Here is a 19,815-nt window from a genome sequence, read left to right as displayed (position 1 = left end):
TCAGAGCGCGGTACCCAGCAGTATCTGGCCGGCGGCGAATTGTGCGCGTACCGGGTCGCCGGCCTTCAGGCCGAGCTGCGCCAGGCGCTCGGGCTCGACCAGGGCGCAGAGCGTCTGGCCGCTGGCCAGGCTGATGCGCACTTCGCTAGGGCCATCGGCGGCGGCGAGGATTTCCTCGATTCGGCCTTGCAGTTGGTTCAGCGTGTCGTCCGCCGGTTCCGCGAGAGACTGCAGGCGTAGCCAGCCGGCCTTGATCAGGGCCACCACGCCGCGGCCCGGGGCCAGTTCGAGTTTCTCGGTGCTGTCGTGGGTGATCTGCGCGTGCAGGCGTGCGCCGCCGGCCAGCTCGATGCTCACCAGGTCGTTGCGGCCCTTGGCTTCGATGCCAAGTACGCGGCCGCTCAGTTGGTTGCGGGCGCTGGTGCGCAGCATCAGGCGGCCGAGCAGCTCCAGGTCCTGTTCGCTCTCGGCGCTTTGCAGCAGGCGCGCCTGCAGGCTTTCCAGGCGCTTGTAGAGCGCCAGCAGGCGTTCGCCCTCGGTGGTCAACCGCGCGCCGCCACCGCCCTTGCCACCCACCGAGCGCTCCACCAGGGGGCGTTCGGCGAGGTTGTTCAGTTCGTCGATGGCGTCCCAGGCGGCCTTGTAGCTGAGGCCCGCGGCCTTGGCCGCGCGGGTGATGGAGCCTTGCACGGCGATCTGTTCCAGCAGCGCCAGGCGCTGCGGGCGGCGGGTGAGTTGTTGGGTGAGGGCGCTGGACAGGCTCATGGGCTGGCGGGTCCGTCAGGGTGTCTGGCGCGCAGGCTGCGCCCGCCTGTCCGGCACGTCAAGCCTTCAGCTGTCGCCGGGACTGGGCGTGCGCGCCAGGCAGTAGACGTCCACCCGCGCCGCGCCGGCGCGCTTCAGCAAGCGGGCGAGGAAGTGGGCGGTGGTGCCGGTGGTGAGTACATCGTCCACCAGGGCCAGGTGCAGGCCGCGCACCTCGGCCCGTTCATCCAGGGCGAAGGCGCGGCGCAGGTTGCGGCGCCGGGCAGCGGCATCCAGGCCCTGCTGGGACGGGCCGTCCTCGACCCGCTGCAACCAGTCGGCCTGCAACGGGATCTGCAGTTCATCGCGCAGCCAGCGCGCCAGCATCTGCGCCTGGTTGAAACCGCGCAGGCGCAGCCGCGGTGCGGCCAGGGGCACCGGCAGCAGCGCGTGGGGGCGTGGCAGGCCTTCACTGAAGGCATGGTCGAGGTGGCGGGCGAGCAGTTCCCCAAGCAGGCGGCCGAGGGGCCAGCGGCCCTGGTGCTTGAAGCGGGTGATCAGGCTGTCCACGGGGAAGGCGTAGCGCCAGGGTGCCTCGACCTTTGCAAAGGGCGGAGGCCGTTTCAGGCAGGCGCCACAGGGCAGGCCATGGGTCTGCAGGGGCAGGGCGCAAATGGCGCAGCAGCCGCCGAGCCAGGGCAGTTCGGCCTCGCAGCCGGTGCAGATGGGCAGGTCGCTGCCGGGGCCATGGCAGAGCAGGCAGGTGGATGTGTGGCGAAGCCAGGCCGGCCGCAGCCGCGCGAGCAATGGATGCATGGTCCCCTCCCTGGGACGCGGTTCAGGCGATCAGCCAGCTCATCACCACCAGGCCGAGGAAGGTCAGGACCAGGCCACCGATGATGGAGCGGCGGATGAAGGCGCGGATGCCGGCGTAGAGCAACAGCAGGCTGATGATCAGCAGGATCAGGCTGAAGAAGGACACGTCCATGCCGATGGCCCGTGCCAAGCCGTTGAGGAAGTCGTCGATGGCTTGGCCGATGCCGCCCAGCACGCCGGACAGCAGGTCGACTATGAAGCGGATGACAGTGCCGATGATCCGGCCGAGCCACTCGAAAAATCCTTCTGTGCGCATCGCGGGATGGTGCTCCTTTAGCGTCGAACTGGTGATTTGAACTCTCCCGTCGTGACGGGTTCAGCGCCGCGAACTGCTCAGTTGCGGGGCCAGGAAAGAGTGCCGGAAATATTCGCGGAAGGCTTTCATCGGTTCGCTGAATTCCAGGTCGCGGCGCCAGGCCAGCCCCACGCTCATCGGCGGGACGGGGTCGGTCAGCGACAGGGTTTCGATGCGCCGGCCCTCCAGCGACCAGGGCCGGTACACCAGGTCGGAGAGGATGGCCACGCCCGTGCCGTTGGCCACCATGCTGCGCACGGCCTCCACCGAACTGGTGCGCAGGATCACCTTGGGTTGCAGGCGGCTGGCTTCCCAGTACCGGAGGGCGGTCTGGTCGGCCTCGTCCACGGTCAGCAGGATGAAGGGTTCGCGGGCGACATCCTCCAGGCCCACCGAGGGTCGTTCGCTGAGTGGATGGCGGTTGGGCAGCCAGAGCCGCCGTTCCGAACTGAACAGGGTCTCGGCGGCGATGTCCGGATGCTGCAGGTTGGCGGTCAGCACCACGGCCATGTCCAGCGTGCCGTCCAGCAGGCTGCGTTCGATGCTGTCGCGCTCCTGTTCGTACAGGTTCAGCTGGATGCCCGGATACCACTGCGCCAGACGCTGCAGGTGGTAGGGCAGGAAGTAGCCCATCACCGTGTAGCTGGCCGCCACGCTCAGGCTGCCCTCGATGCTGGTGTCCGGCAGCGGGCTCTTCAGTGCGTCCTCGACACTGCGCAGGATGGAGTAGGCGTGGTTGAGGAAGTGCCGGCCACTGTCGGTCAGGGTCATGCCCTGGGGCGAGCGGATGAACAGGCTGACGCCGAGCAGGCCCTCCAGTTCCTGGATGGCGCTGGTGACCGCCGACTGGGAAATGCTCAGGTGGATGGCCGCCTGGGAGATCTGTCCGACCTCGGCGGTGGCGACGAAATAACGGACCTGGCGCAGGGTGAATGCCATGGTAGAGACCTGCCTGGGGGTATCGATTTTTCAGAACTCAGTCTATCGAATAATAAATCTTCCCAATACCTGGGGTGCCTTTTAACGTCGGCCCATAGACATCCGATAACAAGAGGCAACACGCGATGACCGAGGTCGACCTCAATTCCGACATGGGCGAAGGATTTGGCCCATGGACCATTGGCGATGGCGTCGACGAAGCGATCATGCCGCTGATCAGTACCGCCAACATCGCCACCGGCTTCCATGCCGGCGATCCCAACACCATGCTGCGCACCGTAGAACTGGCCCAGCGCCACGGCGTGGCCATCGGCGCCCATCCGGGCTTCCGCGACCTGGTGGGCTTTGGCCGCCGGCACATCAATGCGCCGGCCCAGGAGCTGGTCAACGACATGCTCTACCAGCTCGGTGCGCTGCGCGAGTTCGCCCGCCTGCAGGGCCTGACCTTGCAGCACATCAAGCCCCACGGCGCGCTCTACATGCACCTGGCCCGTGACGAAGGTGCGGCGCGCCTGTTCATCGAAACCCTGCGCCGCCTTGACCCCGAGCTGCTGCTGTTCTGCATGGACGGCTCGGCCACCTGCCGCATCGCCCGGGAGCTGGGCCAGCCGGTGGTGCGCGAGTTCTACGCCGACCGCGACTACGACGCCTCCGGCTCCATTGTGTTCATCCGCCGGGTCACCGCGCTGGACCCGGAACAGGTGGCCGACAAGGTCCTGCGGGCCTGCCAGGAGGGCGTGGTGCGCACGGTGGATGGCCAGGACATCCCGATCGCCTTCGAGTCGGTGTGCATCCACAGCGACACCCCCGGGGCCCTGGCCCTGGTCCAGCGCACCCGCGCCCGCCTCGACGCGGCGGGCATTGCCGTCAGAGCGCCGCGCTGATCTCCCTTTCTCACGCCTGCCAAGACAAGTACTACAAGAGGAAAAGACATGGCTGAATTTCAGGTGTTTTCACCGCTCCCCGGCACCTTCTATCGCAAGCCGAGCCCCGAGGCCGACAACTATGCCAACGAGGGTGACACCGTGGCCGCCAATGCCGTGATCGGCCTGGTGGAGGTAATGAAGCAGTTCTCCGAACTGACCGCCGACCAGGGTGGCCGCGTGCTGGCGTTCCACGTCGAGGACGGCGACCCGGTCGAGCCGGGGCAATTGCTGGCCGTCATCGAAACCGACGCGTGAGGGCAGGGCGATGAGCAACTCCATCCACAAACTGCTGGTGGCCAACCGCGGCGAGATCGCCGTGCGCATCATCCGCGCGGCCCAGGCCCTGGGCATTCCCACCGTGGCGGCGTGCAGCAAGGCGGATGCCGAATCGCTGCCGGCGCGCCTGGCCGACGAGGTGCGGATCATCGGTCCGGCCCGCGCCGACAAGAGCTACCTGAACGCCGAGGCCCTGTTGCAGGCGGCGCGGGACAGCGGCGCCAACGCCATCCACCCGGGCTATGGCTTCCTCTCCGAGAACGCGGCCTTCGCCCAGGCAGTGGTCGAGGCGGGGCTGATCTTCGTCGGCCCGGATGCCGACACCATCCGCCGCATGGGCGACAAGGCCGAAGCACGGCGTACCGCCCAGGCCGCCGGCGTGCCGGTGGTGCCGGGCTCCCCGGGCGAACTGGACGACCTCGCCGCCGCCCTGGCCTGCGCAGAGACGGTGGGCTACCCGCTGCTGATCAAGGCTTCGGCCGGCGGTGGCGGGCGCGGTATCCGCATCGCCCATGATGCCGCCGAGCTGTCCCGCGAGTTTCCGCTGGCCCAGCGCGAAGCCCAGGCTGCCTTCGGCTCGGGCGCGGTGTACCTGGAGCGCTTCATCCGCCAGGCGCGGCACATCGAGGTGCAGATCCTCGGTGATGGCCAGCACGCGGTGCACCTGTTCGAGCGCGAGTGCTCGCTGCAGCGTCGCCGGCAGAAGGTCTTCGAAGAGGCGCCATCGCCCGCCCTCAGCGCCGAGCAGCGCCAGGCCCTGTGCGAAAGCGCCGTGCGCCTGGCCCGCGACATCGGTTACTGCGGGGCCGGCACCCTGGAATACCTGTTCGATTCCCACAGCGGCGAGTTCTTCTTCATCGAGATGAACACCCGCATCCAGGTCGAGCACCCGATCAGCGAGATGATCACCGGCATCGACCTGGTGCAGTGGATGCTGCGCATCGCCGGTGGCGAGCCGCTGTCGTTGCGCCAGGAGGACATCCGCATCCAGGGCGCGGCGCTGGAGATGCGCATCAACGCCGAAGACCCGGCGCGCAATTTCTTCCCCAGCCCCGGCCTGGTGGAAGCGCTGGTCTGGCCGCAGGGCGAGGGCATCCGCGTGGAAAGCCACCTGTTCGAGGGCTATCGCGTGCCGGCCTACTACGACTCGCTGCTGGCCAAGCTGGTGGTGCATGGCGGCGACCGCGCCGAGGCCTTCGCCCGTGCCGAAGCGGCGCTGGACGCCACCCGCCTGACGGGCATGGCGACCACTCTCCCGCTGCACCGCCTGCTGCTCGCCGACCCCGCCGTGCGCGATGGCCAGTTCGATACCGGCACCCTGGAACCCTGGCTCGCCGAACGGGCCGCTCTGCTGGCGCCCGCCGCCCCGGAGGCTTGAGATGAACGCAGCACCTGTGCGCTACAGCTTTGGCGGCGACGAGCACCTGTTCGCCGAAGTCTCCGAATCCATGTCGCTGGAAGCCTTCTTCCGCGGCATGGCGATCACCCGCGCCGTCGAGCAGCAGGCGCTGCCCGGCGTGCTCGACATCTGCCTGGCCAACGCCTCCTTCCAGATCCGCTTCAACCCCGACCAGATCGCCCCTGAGGCGCTGCTGGAAAAGGTCCGCGAACTGGAAGCCCAGGCCACGGCCGAGCGCAGCATCCAGACGCGGATCATCGAGATCCCGGTGCTCTACAACGATCCCTGGACCCATGAAACGCTGATGCGCTTCCGCGACCGCCACCAGGACCCGTCCTCCACCGACCTGGAGTACGCGGCCAAGGTCAACGGCTTCGCCGATGTGCAGGCGTTCATCGAGGCCCACAGTGGCTCGCCCTGGTTCGTCTCCATGGTCGGCTTCGTCGCCGGGCTGCCCTTCATGTACCAGATGGTCGAGCGCGAGCAGCAGTTGCAGGTGCCCAAGTACCTGCGCCCGCGCACCGACACGCCGAAGCTGACCCTCGGCCACGGCGGCTGCTTCGGCTGCATCTACTCGGTGCGCGGCGCCGGCGGCTACCAGATGTTCGGCGTCACCCCGGCGCCCATCTACGACCCGCAACAGAGCCTGGGCTACCTGAAGGACTCCATGGTGTTCTTCCGCTCCGGCGACATCGTCCAGTTCAAGCCGATCGACCGCGTCGCCTACGACCAGGCGGTGGCCGAGGTCGAGGCCGGGACCTTCCAGTTGCGCATCCGCCCGGTCAGCTTCGACCTGGATGCCTTCATCGAGGATCCGCAAGGCTGCAAGCAGCGTCTGCAGGAGGTGCTCCATGTCGATTAAGGTGCTCAAACCCGGCCTCGCCACCTCGGTGCAGGACGCCGGCCGCGAAGGCCATTACCACCAGGGCATCCCGCCCTCGGGCGCGCTCGACCAGTACGCCCTGCGTGCGGCCAACCTGCTGGTGGGCAACCCGGCGACCGCCGCGCTGCTCGAATGCACGCTCCTCGGCCCGCAGTTGGAGTTCCAGCGCGACGCCCTGGTGGCGGTCTGCGGCGCGCGCATGACGCCGCGCCTGGATGGCGCCGAGATGCCGCAAGACGCCGTCTTCCGCGTCCGTGCCGGCCAGGTGCTGGGCTTCGACTACATCAAGGCCGGGGCCCGCGGTTACGTCGCCATCGACGGCGGCATCGACGTGCCGGAAGTGCTCGGTAGTCGCTCCACCTATGGCCTGGGCGCCATCGGCGGCTTCCACGGCCGGCGCCTGGCCGCCGGCGACGAGCTGCCACTGGGACAACCCGCCGCGCAGGATCGCGAAGGCCTGGCCCTGCCGCGCTCGCTGCATATCGAACTGGGCGGGGAGGTGACCCTGCGCGTGGTGCCGGGCCTCTACCACCATCGCCTCACCGCTCGCGCGGCGGAGCAGTTCTTCGCCGATACCTGGACCGTGGGCTCGGAAGCCGATCGCACCGGCTACCGCTTCAAGGGCGGCACGCCGCTGGAGTTCGAGCCGCGCGAACAGCCCTTCGGCGCCGGCTCCGATCCGTCGAACATCGTCGACGCCTGCTACCCCATCGGCTCGATCCAGGTGCCCGGCGGTCTGGAACCCATCGTCCTGCACCGGGACGCGGTGTCCGGCGGCGGCTACGCGATGATCGGCACGGTGATCAGCCCTGACCTCAACCTGATCGCGCAGATGCAGCCGAACCAGCGCGCGCGTTTCGTCGCCATCACCCTGGAGGAGGGCCTGGCCGCCCGCCGCCAGTACAACCAGCAACTCGAACGCCTCAACCGCTTCTTTCTTGCCTGAATAACAACAGACGCGTCGGCACGACCGGTGGCTCCCTGTGCGCAGGGGGTCGCCGCGGTCCCCTGCTGCCGCAGATCCCGGATTTCATCTTGCGGAGAAACCAAGATGGCAAGCCTGTCGACACAAGAACAAGACATCGACCTTTCCACCCAACCCGTCCCGCTCGACGCCCGCATGGGCAAGCTCTCGCTGACCATGGCCTGGTGGGCCGTGTGCAGCGCCATGTTCTACATAGTGGTGGGCGCCTCGCTGGCGCTGGCCTATGGCGCGCGCAACGCGATCATCGGCATGCTGCTCTCGGTGGTCTGCTACGGCGTGATCAATGCGGTGATCAGCCGCTTCGCCGTGCGCAGCGGCCTTTCCGTAGCGCTGTTTTCTCGCGTGCTGTTCGGCCGCCTCGGCGCCTCCCTGGCGACCCTGATCTTCTTCTCCACGGCGATCTACTACGCGGTCTTCGAGGGCTCGGTGATCGCCGTGGCGTTCAACCATCTCTACCCCTCGATTTCCTACCCCGTGGCGGCCCTGCTGGTGGTGCTGTACAGCGTGCCGCTGATCTTCGGCAGCGTGCAGAACTGGCTGGACAAGTTCAACGGCGTGCTGCTGCCCTTCTACCTGTTCGGCCTGCTCGCTGCCGTGGCGCTGTCCATAGGCGAATACGGCTACCAGCCGCAGTGGCTGGACTTCGGCCCGGCCGCGCCTTCGGCCAGCGGCTGGTGGGATTGCTTCACCGCCTACATGGGTGTGTGGGTGCTGATGATGTTCACCTTCGACTACGCCCGTTTCGGCAAGCCGGAAGATGCCCGCTACCACGGCCGCTGGAATTTCGGCATGCCTTTCTACCTGGTGACCTTCCTGCTCAACGGCATGGCCGGCATCTACCTCGCCGCGAGCATTCCGCGCCAGGGCGAGTTGAGCGAAGTGACGGTGGTGCTGGCCATCCTCCAGCTCATGGGCATCTGGGGCCTGCTGTTCGTATGGGTCACCCAGACGCGGATCAATACCGCGAATTACTACCTGGCGACGGTGAACATGCAGGCCTTCTTCGGCGACCTGCTGCGCCTGCGTCATTCGCGCCTGGTCTGGGCGCTGGTGGTGGGAGCGGTGGTCTATGGGCTGATGCTGGCGGATGTCTTCGCCTGGCTGCTCAAGGCCCTGGCCTGGCAGGGCGTGTTCGTGGTGGCCTGGGTCGGCGTGGCGCTGGCGCACATCCTCGGCAAGGGCGCGGCCCAGGTGACCGACTCGCCCAACCTGAATGCCGGCGGACTGGTCGCCTGGTTCTGCGGCGTGCTGCTCGGCTTCGCGCTGATGCAGGCCGGTGGCGTACTGCAGTCGTTCTCGGCGCCGTTGACCTTCCTGGTTTCGGCGAGCGTGTATGGCGCCGCGCTACGGTTGCGCCGGGCGGGAGAGTCCGTCCTGGCCAAAGGACTTGCCGATCAATAGACGGGCCATGCGTTGACTGATCAATAAATGATCAGATGTCGACCTGTGTCGCGAACATGGTTGACAGCGTCACAGCTCCACTTATGATGCCTAAGCCTGAATTCCCGGACTCCACGTCCGGGTATCCCTGACAAGAGGCGCCACACAAGCGTCGAAGGAAACCTCCATGAGTGCAACCGCATCCATCGCTACCCGTCACGACTGGTCCCTCGCCGAGGTGAAGGCACTGTTCGAGCAGCCGTTCAACGACTTGCTGTTCCAGGCCCAGACCGTTCATCGCGCGCACTTCGACCCGAACCGGGTACAGGTTTCCACCCTGCTGTCGATCAAGACCGGCGCCTGCCCGGAAGACTGCAAGTACTGCCCGCAGTCCGGCCACTACAACACCGGCCTGGACAAGGAAAAGCTGATGGAAGTGCAGAAGGTCCTGCAGGCCGCCGCCGAGGCCAAGGCCATTGGTTCGACCCGCTTCTGCATGGGCGCCGCCTGGAAGCATCCGTCGGCCAAGGACATGCCCTATGTCCTGGAAATGGTCAAAGGCGTGAAGAAACTCGGCCTTGAGACCTGCATGACCCTGGGCAAGCTGACCCAGGAGCAGACCCAGTCGCTGGCCGAGGCGGGCCTGGACTACTACAACCACAACCTGGATACCTCGCCGGAGTTCTACGGCAACATCATCACCACCCGCACCTACAGCGAGCGTCTGCAGACCCTGGCCTACGTGCGCGAGGCGGGGATGAAGATCTGCTCCGGCGGCATCCTCGGCATGGGCGAGTCGGTGGACGACCGCGCCGGCCTGCTGATCCAGCTGGCCAACCTGCCGGAGCACCCGGAGTCGGTGCCGATCAACATGCTGGTGAAAGTGAAGGGCACCCCGCTGGCGGAAGAGAAGGACGTCGATCCGTTCGACTTCATCCGCACCCTGGCGGTGGCGCGCATCATGATGCCGAAGTCCCACGTGCGCCTGTCCGCCGGCCGCGAGCAGATGAACGAGCAGATGCAGGCCCTGGCCTTCATGGCCGGCGCCAACTCGATCTTCTACGGCGAGAAGCTGCTGACCACCACCAACCCGCAGGCCGAGAAGGACATGCAGCTGTTCGCCCGCCTCGGCATCAAGCCGGAAGAGCGCGAAGAGCACGCCGACGAAGTGCACCAGGCCGCCATCGAGCAGGCCCTGGTGGAGCAGCGCGACTCGCAGCTGTTCTACGACGCCGCATCCGCCTGACACCGCGTCATCGACCCCTGTAGGAGCGAGCTTGCTCGCGAAGGGCGGCTCCTGCAGGTTCGCCAGCGAGCTGGCTCCTACGAAAAACCGAACCGCCCATGCCTTTTGATCTCGCCTCCCGCCTTGCCGCCCGCCATGCGGACAACCTCTACCGCCAGCGCCCGTTGCTGGAGAGCCCCCAGGGCCCGGAGGTGCTGGTCGACGGCCAGCCCATGCTGGCCTTCAGTTCCAATGACTATCTCGGCCTGGCCAACCATCCCGAGGTGATCGCTGCCCTGCGCCAGGGTGCCGAGCGCTGGGGCGCCGGTGGCGGCGCCTCTCATCTGGTCATAGGCCACAGCGGTCCGCACCATGAGCTGGAGCTGGCACTGGCCGAATTCACCGGCCGTCCTCGTGCGCTGCTGTTCTCCACCGGCTACATGGCCAACCTGGGAGCCGTCACCGCGCTGGTGGGCAAGGGCGATACGGTGCTGGAAGACCGCCTCAATCACGCTTCATTGCTGGATGCCGGTTTGCTTTCCGGGGCGCGCTTCTCCCGCTACCTGCACAACGATGCCGCCAGCCTGGCCGGCCGCCTGGAAAAGGCCGAAGGCAATACCCTGGTGGTCACCGACGGCGTGTTCAGCATGGACGGCAACCTCGCCGACCTGCCGGCGCTTTGCCAGGAGGCGCGGAAGAAGGGCGCCTGGGTGATGGTGGACGACGCCCACGGCTTCGGCCCCCTTGGCGCCACTGGCGGCGGCATTGTCGAGCACTTCGGCTTGGGCCAGGACGATGTGCAGGTGCTGGTCGGTACCCTGGGCAAGGCCTTCGGCACCGCGGGCGCCTTCGTCGCCGGCAGCGAGGAGCTGATCGAGACCCTGATCCAGTTCGCCCGGCCCTACATCTACACCACCAGCCAGCCGCCCGCCGTGGCCTGCGCCACCCTGAAGAGCCTGGAGCTATTGCAGCGCGAGAGCTGGCGCCGCGAACACTTGGACAAGCTGATCCGGCGTTTCCGTGAGGGCGCGGCGGAAATCGGCCTGACCCTGATGGACAGCCCGACGCCCATCCAGCCCATCCTCGTCGGCGACAGCGCCCGCGCGCTGAAGCTATCCGCCCTGCTGCGCGAGCGCGGCATCCTGGTTGGCGCCATCCGGCCGCCCACCGTGCCGGCCGGCAGTGCGCGCCTGCGCGTCACCTTCTCCGCCGCCCATAGCGAAGAGCAGCTTGAATCTTTGCTGAGCGCCCTGGCTGAATGCTGGGCAATCCTGGCGAAGGAGGAAGCCATCGATGCGTGAACACCTGATTCTGCTGCCGGGTTGGGCGATTGGCCCGGCCGCCCTCGAACCTCTTCGCGAAGCCTTGCAGGAACGCGCGCCGCACCTGGCGGTGGAGATCGAGCCGCTGCCAAACCTGGACCAGGCCGGTGCCTGGCTCGACGAACTGGATGCGCGCCTGCCCCGCGACAGCTGGCTGGCCGGCTGGTCCCTCGGTGGCATGCTGGCGGCGCAACTGGCCGCGCGCCGTGGCGACGCCTGCCGCGGGCTGATCGGCCTGTGCAGCAACCTGAGCTTCCGCGACCGCGACGACTGGCCCTGCGCCATGTCCCAGGAAGTCTTCGCCGCCTTTCACGAGGCCTGCCGGCTCGACCCCGGTCTGACCCTCAAACGCTTCACCATGCTGGTTGCCCAAGGCGCGCGGGATGCCCGCACCCTGGCGCGCCAGCTGCAGGTCACCCAGCTGCCGACCGAACCCAAGGTGCTGGACGCCGGCCTGCGCCTGCTGGACGTGCTGGATACCCGCGCGGCACTGCAAGGTTATGGCGGGCCGCAACTGCATCTTTTCTCCGGCCGCGATGCGCTGGTGCCGGCCACCGCCGCCAAGGCCCTGCTGGAGTGGCTGCCGGACGTCGAGGTGCAGGTCTTCGAGGAGGCCAGCCACGGCCTGCCGCTGGAGCGGCCGGAAGAGGTGGCGGCGGCCATCCTCGGCTTCATGCGCGAGGGTGACGATGTCTGATCCACGGATCGCCGTCGAAGCCGAGGGCCATTTGCCGGACAAGCGTCAGGTGGCGGCTTCCTTCTCCCGCGCGGCGGACAGCTATGACAGCGTCGCCGCCCTGCAGCGTGCGGTCGGCAACGAACTGCTGCGCCGCCTGCCGGATGGTTTCGCGCCGCAGCGCTGGCTCGATATGGGCTGCGGCACCGGGCATTTCTCCCGCGCCCTGGCCGGGCGCTTTCCCGCCGCCGAAGGGCTGGCGCTGGATATCGCCGAAGGCATGCTGCGCCACGCCCGCCCGTTGGGCGGCGCCAAGCGTTTCATCGCCGGCGATGCCGAGCACCTTCCGCTGGCCAGTGGTACCCAGCAGCTGATCTTCTCCAGCCTCGCGGTGCAGTGGTGCGCGGATTTCGCCGCCGTGCTCGGCGAGGCCCGCCGCGTGCTGCAGCCGGGCGGCATCTTCGCCTTCAGCAGCCTCTGTGTCGGTACCTTGCAGGAGCTGCGTGACAGCTGGCATGCGGTGGATGGCTTCGTCCACGTCAACCGCTTTCGCCGCCTGGAGGACTACCAGGACCTCTGCGCCGCCAGCGGCCTGCTGCCGCTGGACCTGGGCAGCCAGCCCCAGGTGCTGCATTACCCCGACCTGCGCAGCCTCACCCACGAACTCAAGGCCCTGGGTGCGCACAATCTCAATCCCGGACGGCCCGGCGGGCTCACTGGGCGCGCGCGCATCCTCGCGCTGGTGGAGGCTTACGAGCGCTTCCGCCAGCCCCAGGGGCTGCCCGCCACCTACCAGGTGGTGTACGGCGTGCTGAAGAAGGAAGACTGATATGGCGGCGGCGTACTTCGTCACCGGCACCGATACCGAAATCGGCAAGACCACCATCGCCGCCGGCCTGCTGCACGCCGCGCGGGCCGCTGGACTGTCCACCGCGGCAGCCAAGCCGGTGGCCTCCGGCTGCGAGCCGACGGCACAAGGCCTGCGCAACGGCGACGCCCTGGCACTGCTGGGCGAATGCTCGCTGCCGCTGGCTTATGAAGAGGTCAACCCGCTGGCCTTTGCCCCGGCCATCGCCCCGCACCTGGCGGCGCGGGAGGCTGGCGTTGAACTGGATGTTGAAGCCCTGGCCGCGCCGGTGCGCCGGGTGCTGGCCAGGGCTGCCGACTTCAGCCTGGTGGAAGGCGCCGGCGGCTGGCGCGTGCCCCTGGCCGGTTCGGCCAGCCTGTCCGACCTGCCCATCGCCCTCGGCCTGCCAGTGATTCTGGTGGTAGGCGTGCGCCTGGGCTGCATCAACCATGCGCTGCTGAGCGCCGAGGCTATCCTCCGCGATGGCCTGACCCTGGCGGGCTGGGTGGCCAATGTGGTCGATCCGGCCACCTCGCGCCTGGAGGAGAACCTGGCGACCCTGGCCGAACGCCTGCCGGCTCCCTGCCTTGGGCGCGTGCCGCGCCTGGCCGATGCGACGCCCGCTGCGGTGGCGGAGTATCTGGACCTGTCTCCGCTGTTGCGGATCACTGTGTAGGAGCGAGCTCGCTCGCGAAGCCTTTGCCGGGAACCGTTCGCGAGCAAGCTCGCTCCTACAGTTTGCAGCCGGATGATCCGGCTGCTTCAATCGCCCGCAACGCCCTTCCACCTCCGGTGTCCGCCATGGAAATCCAGGGTAATGCCTTCAGCGCCGGCCTTGGCGCCATCCAGTCCGGCCGGCGTCGCATCGACCAGGCCGTTGGCGATATCGCCGGCAGCAGCCTGCGCCGAGTCGAGCCGCCACAGGCGGAAGCCGCCGACCTGGCCACCCGCCTGGTCGCCCTGGAAGTCGGCAAGGTCGAGGCCCAGGCCGGCGCCAAGGTCATCGAAACCGCCGACGCCGCGCTCGGTACCTTGATCGACACCCGCGCCTGATCGCTTCCCGGGCCGCTTCGGCCCATTCCGAACCTCTCCCTCGTTCCTGCGTCCGTCCGGGCGCTGTCCCGCTGTTTCTTGATCTTTACTGTCTGACACAAGGCTGCTGCCTGCCAGGTGTGTGACCGGCCGGTCGGACAGGGCGCTTGACAAGGTTTTGGGGTAAACGTATGTTTCAAACGCCTGTTTGATTGCTACGGCAATCGCTAACCAGATGCAGCAAGCGACCGGCGCTCCGGTCAGCTGAACTAGGAACCCACCGCAGAGGTTTACCGCTATGCCTGATTACAAGGCCCCCTTGCGTGATATTCGTTTCGTCCGCGACGAACTGCTCGGCTACGAAGCGCACTATCAGAGCCTGCCTGGCTGCCAGGACGCCACCCCGGACATGGTCAACGCCATCCTCGAAGAGGGCGCCAAGTTCTGCGAGCAGGTAATCGCTCCGTTGAACCGTGTGGGTGACACCGAGGGCTGCACCTGGAGCGAGTCCGGCGTGAAGACCCCGACCGGCTTCAAGGAAGCCTACAAGCAGTTCGTCGAAGGTGGCTGGCCGAGCCTCGCCCACGACGTCGACCACGGCGGCCAGGGCTTGCCCGAGTCCCTCGGCCTGGCCATCAGCGAGATGGTCGGCGAGGCCAACTGGTCCTGGGGCATGTACCCCGGCCTGTCCCACGGCGCGATGAATACCCTGTCCGCTCACGGCACCGACGAGCAGAAGCACACCTACCTGACCAAGCTGGTTTCCGGCGAGTGGACCGGCACCATGTGCCTGACCGAGCCGCACTGCGGTACCGACCTGGGCATGCTGCGTACCAAGGCCGAGCCCCAGGCCGATGGTTCCTACAAAGTCTCCGGCACCAAGATATTCATCTCCGCCGGTGAACACGACATGGCCGACAACATCGTCCATATCGTCCTGGCCCGCCTGCCCGATGCGCCGGCTGGCACCAAAGGCATTTCCCTGTTCATCGTGCCGAAGTTCATGCCGACCGCCGACGGTTCCGCTGGCGAGCGCAACGCCGTTTCCTGCGGCTCCATCGAGCACAAGATGGGCATCCACGGAAACGCCACCTGCGTGATGAACTTCGACGGCGCCACCGGCTACCTCATCGGCCCGGCGAACAAGGGCCTGAACTGCATGTTCACCTTCATGAACACCGCTCGCCTGGGTACCGCGCTGCAAGGCCTGGCCCATGCCGAGATCGGTTTCCAGGGCGGCATCAAGTACGCCCGTGAGCGTCTGCAGATGCGCGCCCTGACCGGCCCGAAAGCTCCGGACAAGGCGGCCGACCCGATCATCGTGCATCCGGACGTGCGCCGCATGCTGCTGACCATGAAGGCCTTCGCCGAAGGCAACCGCGCCATGGTCTACTTCACCGCCAAGCAAGTGGACATCGTCAAGTACAGCCAGGACGAAGAGCAGAAGAAAGCCGCCGACGCGCTGCTGGCCTTCCTGACTCCGATCGCCAAGGCGTTCATGACCGAAGTCGGCTTCGAGTCGGCCAACCATGGCGTGCAGATCTATGGCGGCCACGGCTTCATCGCCGAGTGGGGCATGGAACAGAACGTCCGCGACAGCCGTATCTCCATGCTGTACGAAGGCACCACCGGCATCCAGGCACTGGACCTGCTGGGTCGCAAGATCCTCATGACCCAGGGCGAGGCGCTCAAGGGCTTCACCAAGATCGTGCACAAGTTCTGCCAGGCCAACGAAGGCAACGAAGCCGTCAAGGAATTCGTCGAGCCCCTGGCCAAGCTGAACAAGGAATGGGGCGACCTGACCATGAAGGTCGGCATGGCCGCCATGAAGGACCGCGAGGAAGTCGGCGCGGCTTCGGTGGATTACCTGATGTACTCCGGTTACGCCTGTCTGGCCTACTTCTGGGCCGACATCGCCCGCCTGGCCGCCGAGAAGCTGGCTGAAGGCACCGGCGACGCGGCTTTCTACAAGGCCAAGCTGCAGACCGCACGTTTCTACTTCAAGCGCATCCTGCCGCGTACCCGCGCACACGTGGAAACCATGCTGTCCGGCGCCAACAACCTGATGGACCTGGCCGAAGAAGACTTCGCCCTGGGTTACTAAGGCTCAAGCGCTGTAGAAAGAGCCCGCCATCCGGCGGGCTTTTTCGTTTCCCGCGCAAGCTGCGGGACGGGGTAGTTATGACGCTGCATTCAGCAGCGGCAGCGTTGTTGTGGGCAGGGCGGGCGCGCAGTAGGGTCGATGGTTCGAGTGCTGCCCTTCCAAGGAGAATCTGCCATGCCCGAATACAAGGCCCCCCTGCGCGACATCAGTTTCCTCACTGACGAAGTCTTCGACTACCCGGCCAGCTACGCGGCCCTGGGCGCCAGCGACGCCACCCCGGACATGGTCGCCGCCATCCTCGAGGAGGGCGCCAAGTTCTGCGAGCAGGTGCTGTCGCCGATCAACCGTTCCGGCGACGAAGAAGAGTGCCAGTGGCGCGACGGCGTGGTGACCACGCCCAAGGGCTTCAAGGAAGCCTTCGCCCAGTACGTCGAGGGCGGCTGGAACGGCCTGGCCGCCGACCCGGCATACGGTGGACAAGGCCTGCCGCTCTCCCTCGGGTTGATCATCAGCGAGATGGTCGCCTCGGCCAACCAGTCCTGGGCCATGTATCCCGGCCTGACCCACGGCGCCATGTCGGCGATCCACGCCCACGGCAGCGAAGAGCAGAAGCAGACCTACCTGACCCGCCTCACCGAAGGCCGCTGGACCGGCACCATGTGCCTGACCGAGCCCCATTGCGGCACCGACCTCGGCATCATCAAGACCCGCGCAGTGCCCCAGGCCGACGGCAGCTACGCGATCTCCGGCACCAAGATCTTCATCTCCGCCGGCGAGCACGACATGAGCGAGAACATCGTCCACCTGGTGCTGGCCAAGCTGCCCGACGCACCAGCCGGGACCAAGGGCATTTCCCTGTTCATCGTGCCCAAGTTCCTCCCGGCCGGTGATGGCGTGGGCGAGCGCAACGCGGTGAGCTGCGGCTCCATCGAACACAAGATGGGCATCAAGGCTTCAGCCACCTGCGTGATGAACTTCGACGGCGCCACGGGCTTCCTCATCGGCGAGGCCAACAAGGGCCTCAACTGCATGTTCACCATGATGAACCACGCGCGCCTGGGCACCGGTATGCAGGGGCTCTGCCTGGGTGAGGCCAGCTACCAGGGCGCTGTGCGCTACGCCAACGACCGCCTGCAGATGCGTGCCCTGACCGGGCCCAAGGCGCCGGACAAGGCCGCCGACCCGATCATCGTCCACCCCGACGTGCGCCGCATGCTGCTGACCATGAAGGCCTTCAATGAAGGCAACCGCGCCCTGGCCTACTTCACCGCCCAGCAACTGGATATCGCCCACCGCAGCGAGGACGCCGCAGCCCGTGAAGAGGCGGAAAACCTGCTGGCCTTCCTCACGCCGATTTGCAAGGCCTTCATGACCGAGTCCGGCCTCGAAGCCACCAACCTCGGCATGCAGGTTTTCGGCGGCCACGGCTACATTCGCGAGTGGGGCATGGAACAGCTGGTGCGCGACTGCCGCATCGCCCCCATCTACGAAGGCACCAACGGCATCCAGGCGCTGGACCTGCTCGGGCGCAAGGTGCTGGGCAGCCAGGGCAAGCTGCTGCGCGGTTTCACCAAACTGATCCACACGTTCTGCCTGGCCCAGGCCGAACACCCGCGCCTGAAAGCCCAGGCGGCCGAACTGGCGCGCCTCAACCAGCAATGGGGCGAGCTGACCCAGAAGGTCGGCATGGCCGCGATGAAGAACCCCGACGAAGTGGGCGCCGCTGCGCTGGATTACCTGATGTATTCCGGCTACATCACCCTGGCCTACTTCTGGTTGCGCATGGCCCTGGTCGCCGACGGCAAGCTGCAGGCGGGCGAGGGCAACAGCGCCTACTATCAGACCAAGCTGGTTACCTGCGACTTCTACTTCAAGCGCCTGCTGCCGCGCACCGAGGCCCATCGGGTGGCGGCGGAGTCGGGTAGCGACTGCCTGATGCAGCTGCCGGCGGAGCATTTCTCGCTCTAGGGCGGGGCATTCGCGAGTGAGGCCCGCCTTCGAGCGGGCCCTTTTGTTGCGTGACTATAATATGACAATCAGTCATACATCGACCCTATGTGTCGCAATAGTTGTTCATGTACACTGCCAGCCCTATCCGTGAAACCGGCCAACCCGGCCACCTGTAGAGTGTTTGCGAGGTTTGCACATGGCTGACTACAAAGCGCCCCTGCGCGATATGCGCTTCGTCCTCAATGAAGTCTTCGAGGTTGCCAAGCTCTGGGCAGAACTGCCGGCCCTGGCCGACGTGGTCGACGCCGATACCGCCGCCGCCATCCTCGAAGAAGCCGGCAAGGTCACCGGCGGCGTCATCGCCCCGCTGAACCGCAGCGGCGACGAAGAAGGCTGCCAGTGGAAGGACGGTACCGTGAGCACCCCGGCCGGTTTCCCCGAGGCCTACCAGACCTACGCCGAAGGCGGCTGGGTCGGCGTGGGCGGCGACCCCGTCTACGGCGGCATGGGCATGCCCAAGGTGATCTCCGCGCAGGTGGAGGAGATGGTCAACGCGGCCAACCTGTCCTTCGGCCTCTACCCGATGCTGACCGCCGGCGCCTGCCTGTCGCTCAACGCCCACGCCAGCGACGAGCTGAAGGAAAAGTACCTGCCGAACATGTACGCGGGTGTCTGGACCGGTTCCATGTGCCTGACCGAGCCCCATGCCGGCACCGACCTCGGCATCATCCGTACCAAGGCCGAACCCCAGGCTGACGGCAGCTACAAGATCAGCGGCACCAAGATCTTCATCACCGCCGGCGAGCACGACCTGACCGAGAACATCATCCACCTGGTGCTGGCCAAGCTGCCGGACGCCCCGGCGGGCCCGAAAGGCATTTCCCTGTTCCTGGTGCCCAAGGTGATGGTCAACGCGGATGGCTCGCTGGGCGAGCAGAACGCCGTCTCCTGCGGCTCGATCGAGCACAAGATGGGCATCAAGGCCTCGGCCACCTGCGTGATGAACTTCGACGGCGCCACCGGCTGGATCGTCGACGCGCCAAACAAGGGCCTGGCCGCCATGTTCACCATGATGAACTACGAGCGCCTGGGCGTCGGCATCCAGGGCCTGGCCTCCGGCGAGCGCTCCTACCAGAGCGCCGTGGAATACGCCCGCGAGCGTATCCAGAGCCGTGCGCCGAGCGGCCCGGTCGCCAAGGACAAGGCCGCCGACCCGATCATCGTGCACCCCGATGTACGCCGCATGCTGCTGACCATGAAAGCGGCCAACGAGGGCGGCCGCGCCTTCTCCAGCTACGTCGCCATGCAGCTGGACACCGCCAAGTTCAGCGAGGACGCCGTCGTGCGCAAGCGCGCCGAGGAACTGGTCGCCCTGCTGACCCCGGTGGCCAAGGCCTTCCTCACCGACCTCGGCCTGGAAACCACCATCCACGGCCAGCAGGTCTTCGGCGGCCACGGCTTCATCCGCGAGTGGGGCCAGGAGCAACTGGTGCGCGACGTGCGCATCACCCAGATCTACGAAGGCACCAACGGCATCCAGGCCCTCGACCTGATGGGCCGCAAGGTGGTGGGCAGCGGCGGCGCGTTCTACCAGCACTTCGCCGACGAGATCAAGGCCTTCGCCAACAGCGCTTCCGCCGATCTGGCCGAGTTCACCCAGCCGCTGAAAGCTGCCGTCGCCAACCTCGACGAGCTGACCGCCTGGGTCCTGGACCGTGCGAAGAACAACCCGAACGAAATCGGCGCCGCCTCCGTGGAATATCTCCACGTGTTCGGCTACACCGCCTACGCCTACATGTGGGCGCTGATGGCTCGCGCGGCCCTGGGCAAGGAAGGTCAGGACGAGTTCTACGCCAGCAAGCTCGGCACTGCGCGCTTCTACTTCGCCCGCCTGCTGCCGCGCATCCACTCCCTGACCGCCTCGGTCAAGGCCGGCAGCGAGTCGCTCTACCTGCT

19 protein-coding genes are annotated in these 19,815 nt (G+C 66.9%); 15 read left to right on the top strand and 4 right to left on the bottom strand.

Translation table 11 applies throughout. The annotated features are described in order from the left end of the window. The 4 genes from E8F11_RS13175 to E8F11_RS13160 form a co-directional block, all read right to left on the bottom strand. Positions 1 to 765, bottom strand: coding sequence for a TOBE domain-containing protein (locus E8F11_RS13175; protein WP_280289261.1), 765 nt, complete (start codon positions 763 to 765; stop codon positions 1 to 3). 66 nt (positions 766 to 831) lie between these two features. Beyond that, on the bottom strand, positions 832 to 1,560 hold the full coding sequence (locus E8F11_RS13170) for a ComF family protein (protein WP_280289260.1): 729 nt from the start codon (positions 1,558 to 1,560) through the stop codon (positions 832 to 834). 22 nt (positions 1,561 to 1,582) lie between these two features. Further along, positions 1,583 to 1,876 (bottom strand): hypothetical protein, encoded by a 294-nt coding sequence (locus tag E8F11_RS13165; RefSeq protein ID WP_280289259.1) that lies wholly within the window; start codon positions 1,874 to 1,876, stop codon positions 1,583 to 1,585. A 60-nt stretch (positions 1,877 to 1,936) separates the two neighbouring features. After that, positions 1,937 to 2,854 (bottom strand): LysR family transcriptional regulator, encoded by a 918-nt coding sequence (locus tag E8F11_RS13160; RefSeq protein ID WP_280289258.1) that lies wholly within the window; start codon positions 2,852 to 2,854, stop codon positions 1,937 to 1,939. A gap of 125 nt (positions 2,855 to 2,979) precedes the next feature. Between E8F11_RS13160 and E8F11_RS13155 the strand changes: the two genes are divergently transcribed. From E8F11_RS13155 to E8F11_RS13085, 15 genes are all read left to right on the top strand, one after another. Next, positions 2,980 to 3,738: a 5-oxoprolinase subunit PxpA gene (locus tag E8F11_RS13155; RefSeq protein WP_280289257.1), complete on the top strand. Its 759-nt coding sequence runs from the start codon at positions 2,980 to 2,982 to the stop codon at positions 3,736 to 3,738. Between the two features lie 48 nt (positions 3,739 to 3,786). Continuing rightward, positions 3,787 to 4,035: an acetyl-CoA carboxylase gene (locus tag E8F11_RS13150; RefSeq protein ID WP_280289256.1), complete on the top strand. Its 249-nt coding sequence runs from the start codon at positions 3,787 to 3,789 to the stop codon at positions 4,033 to 4,035. Between the two features lie 10 nt (positions 4,036 to 4,045). Further along, the gene (locus E8F11_RS13145) at positions 4,046 to 5,434 is read left to right on the top strand and encodes an acetyl-CoA carboxylase biotin carboxylase subunit (protein ID WP_280289255.1); all 1,389 of its coding nucleotides are present in this window, start codon (positions 4,046 to 4,048) and stop codon (positions 5,432 to 5,434) included. Between the two features lies 1 nt (position 5,435). Next, positions 5,436 to 6,317 (top strand): allophanate hydrolase subunit 1, encoded by an 882-nt coding sequence (locus E8F11_RS13140; RefSeq protein ID WP_280289254.1) that lies wholly within the window; start codon positions 5,436 to 5,438, stop codon positions 6,315 to 6,317. Beyond that, positions 6,307 to 7,284, top strand: a complete 978-nt coding sequence (locus tag E8F11_RS13135; RefSeq protein WP_280289253.1) for a biotin-dependent carboxyltransferase family protein — start codon at positions 6,307 to 6,309, stop codon at positions 7,282 to 7,284. The genes E8F11_RS13140 and E8F11_RS13135 overlap by 11 nt, the downstream gene beginning before the upstream one ends. A gap of 174 nt (positions 7,285 to 7,458) precedes the next feature. Further along, positions 7,459 to 8,724: an allantoin permease gene (locus E8F11_RS13130; RefSeq protein WP_280289297.1), complete on the top strand. Its 1,266-nt coding sequence runs from the start codon at positions 7,459 to 7,461 to the stop codon at positions 8,722 to 8,724. 166 nt (positions 8,725 to 8,890) lie between these two features. Further along, positions 8,891 to 9,949 carry a biotin synthase BioB gene (gene bioB / locus E8F11_RS13125; protein WP_280289252.1) on the top strand — a complete coding sequence of 353 codons (1,059 nt, stop codon included), beginning with the start codon at positions 8,891 to 8,893 and terminating at the stop codon, positions 9,947 to 9,949. Between the two features lie 98 nt (positions 9,950 to 10,047). Continuing rightward, entirely contained in the window at positions 10,048 to 11,229 is a 1,182-nt protein-coding gene (bioF, locus tag E8F11_RS13120) for an 8-amino-7-oxononanoate synthase (protein WP_280289251.1), read from the top strand. Then, complete coding sequence (locus E8F11_RS13115) at positions 11,222 to 11,947, top strand: alpha/beta fold hydrolase (RefSeq protein WP_280289250.1); 726 nt, start codon at positions 11,222 to 11,224, stop codon at positions 11,945 to 11,947. Before bioF ends, E8F11_RS13115 begins: the two co-directional genes overlap by 8 nt. Further along, a complete protein-coding gene (bioC, locus tag E8F11_RS13110; protein ID WP_280289249.1) occupies positions 11,940 to 12,755 on the top strand; it encodes a malonyl-ACP O-methyltransferase BioC in 816 nt (271 codons plus the stop codon). Before E8F11_RS13115 ends, bioC begins: the two co-directional genes overlap by 8 nt. Before the next feature lies 1 nt (position 12,756). Next, positions 12,757 to 13,449 carry a dethiobiotin synthase gene (bioD, locus tag E8F11_RS13105; protein ID WP_280289248.1) on the top strand — a complete coding sequence of 231 codons (693 nt, stop codon included), beginning with the start codon at positions 12,757 to 12,759 and terminating at the stop codon, positions 13,447 to 13,449. Between the two features lie 125 nt (positions 13,450 to 13,574). Then, positions 13,575 to 13,826, top strand: coding sequence for a hypothetical protein (locus tag E8F11_RS13100; RefSeq protein WP_280289247.1), 252 nt, complete (start codon positions 13,575 to 13,577; stop codon positions 13,824 to 13,826). Between the two features lie 277 nt (positions 13,827 to 14,103). After that, on the top strand, positions 14,104 to 15,909 hold the full coding sequence (locus tag E8F11_RS13095; protein ID WP_280289246.1) for a phenylacyl-CoA dehydrogenase: 1,806 nt from the start codon (positions 14,104 to 14,106) through the stop codon (positions 15,907 to 15,909). A gap of 174 nt (positions 15,910 to 16,083) precedes the next feature. Continuing rightward, on the top strand, positions 16,084 to 17,877 hold the full coding sequence (locus E8F11_RS13090) for an acyl-CoA dehydrogenase C-terminal domain-containing protein (RefSeq protein WP_280289245.1): 1,794 nt from the start codon (positions 16,084 to 16,086) through the stop codon (positions 17,875 to 17,877). A gap of 178 nt (positions 17,878 to 18,055) precedes the next feature. Continuing rightward, on the top strand, positions 18,056 to 19,815 hold a 1,760-nt coding region (locus E8F11_RS13085; protein WP_280289244.1), incomplete at its 3' end, for an acyl-CoA dehydrogenase C-terminal domain-containing protein.

Source organism: Pseudomonas sp. BN417, from assembly GCF_029871205.1.
GTDB lineage: Bacteria > Pseudomonadota > Gammaproteobacteria > Pseudomonadales > Pseudomonadaceae > Metapseudomonas.
This window is presented reverse-complemented; position numbering and strand designations above follow the sequence as displayed.

Excerpts from the sequence above, each read along its gene's own strand:
- E8F11_RS13135 (WP_280289253.1), top strand. The coding sequence starts at position 6,307 with ATGTCGATTAAGGTGCTCAAACCCGGCCTCGCCACCTCGGTGCAGGAC.
- E8F11_RS13160 (WP_280289258.1), bottom strand. The coding sequence starts at position 2,854 with ATGGCATTCACCCTGCGCCAGGTCCGTTATTTCGTCGCCACCGCCGAG.
- E8F11_RS13095 (WP_280289246.1), top strand. The coding sequence starts at position 14,104 with ATGCCTGATTACAAGGCCCCCTTGCGTGATATTCGTTTCGTCCGCGAC.
- E8F11_RS13155 (WP_280289257.1), top strand. The coding sequence starts at position 2,980 with ATGACCGAGGTCGACCTCAATTCCGACATGGGCGAAGGATTTGGCCCA.
- E8F11_RS13140 (WP_280289254.1), top strand. The coding sequence starts at position 5,436 with ATGAACGCAGCACCTGTGCGCTACAGCTTTGGCGGCGACGAGCACCTG.
- E8F11_RS13165 (WP_280289259.1), bottom strand. The coding sequence starts at position 1,876 with ATGCGCACAGAAGGATTTTTCGAGTGGCTCGGCCGGATCATCGGCACT.
- E8F11_RS13145 (WP_280289255.1), top strand. The coding sequence starts at position 4,046 with ATGAGCAACTCCATCCACAAACTGCTGGTGGCCAACCGCGGCGAGATC.
- bioC (WP_280289249.1), top strand. The coding sequence starts at position 11,940 with ATGTCTGATCCACGGATCGCCGTCGAAGCCGAGGGCCATTTGCCGGAC.
- E8F11_RS13115 (WP_280289250.1), top strand. The coding sequence starts at position 11,222 with ATGCGTGAACACCTGATTCTGCTGCCGGGTTGGGCGATTGGCCCGGCC.
- E8F11_RS13100 (WP_280289247.1), top strand. The coding sequence starts at position 13,575 with ATGGAAATCCAGGGTAATGCCTTCAGCGCCGGCCTTGGCGCCATCCAG.
- bioD (WP_280289248.1), top strand. The coding sequence starts at position 12,757 with ATGGCGGCGGCGTACTTCGTCACCGGCACCGATACCGAAATCGGCAAG.
- E8F11_RS13090 (WP_280289245.1), top strand. The coding sequence starts at position 16,084 with ATGCCCGAATACAAGGCCCCCCTGCGCGACATCAGTTTCCTCACTGAC.
- bioF (WP_280289251.1), top strand. The coding sequence starts at position 10,048 with ATGCCTTTTGATCTCGCCTCCCGCCTTGCCGCCCGCCATGCGGACAAC.
- bioB (WP_280289252.1), top strand. The coding sequence starts at position 8,891 with ATGAGTGCAACCGCATCCATCGCTACCCGTCACGACTGGTCCCTCGCC.
- E8F11_RS13130 (WP_280289297.1), top strand. The coding sequence starts at position 7,459 with ATGGGCAAGCTCTCGCTGACCATGGCCTGGTGGGCCGTGTGCAGCGCC.
- E8F11_RS13150 (WP_280289256.1), top strand. The coding sequence starts at position 3,787 with ATGGCTGAATTTCAGGTGTTTTCACCGCTCCCCGGCACCTTCTATCGC.
- E8F11_RS13170 (WP_280289260.1), bottom strand. The coding sequence starts at position 1,560 with ATGCATCCATTGCTCGCGCGGCTGCGGCCGGCCTGGCTTCGCCACACA.
- E8F11_RS13175 (WP_280289261.1), bottom strand. The coding sequence starts at position 765 with ATGAGCCTGTCCAGCGCCCTCACCCAACAACTCACCCGCCGCCCGCAG.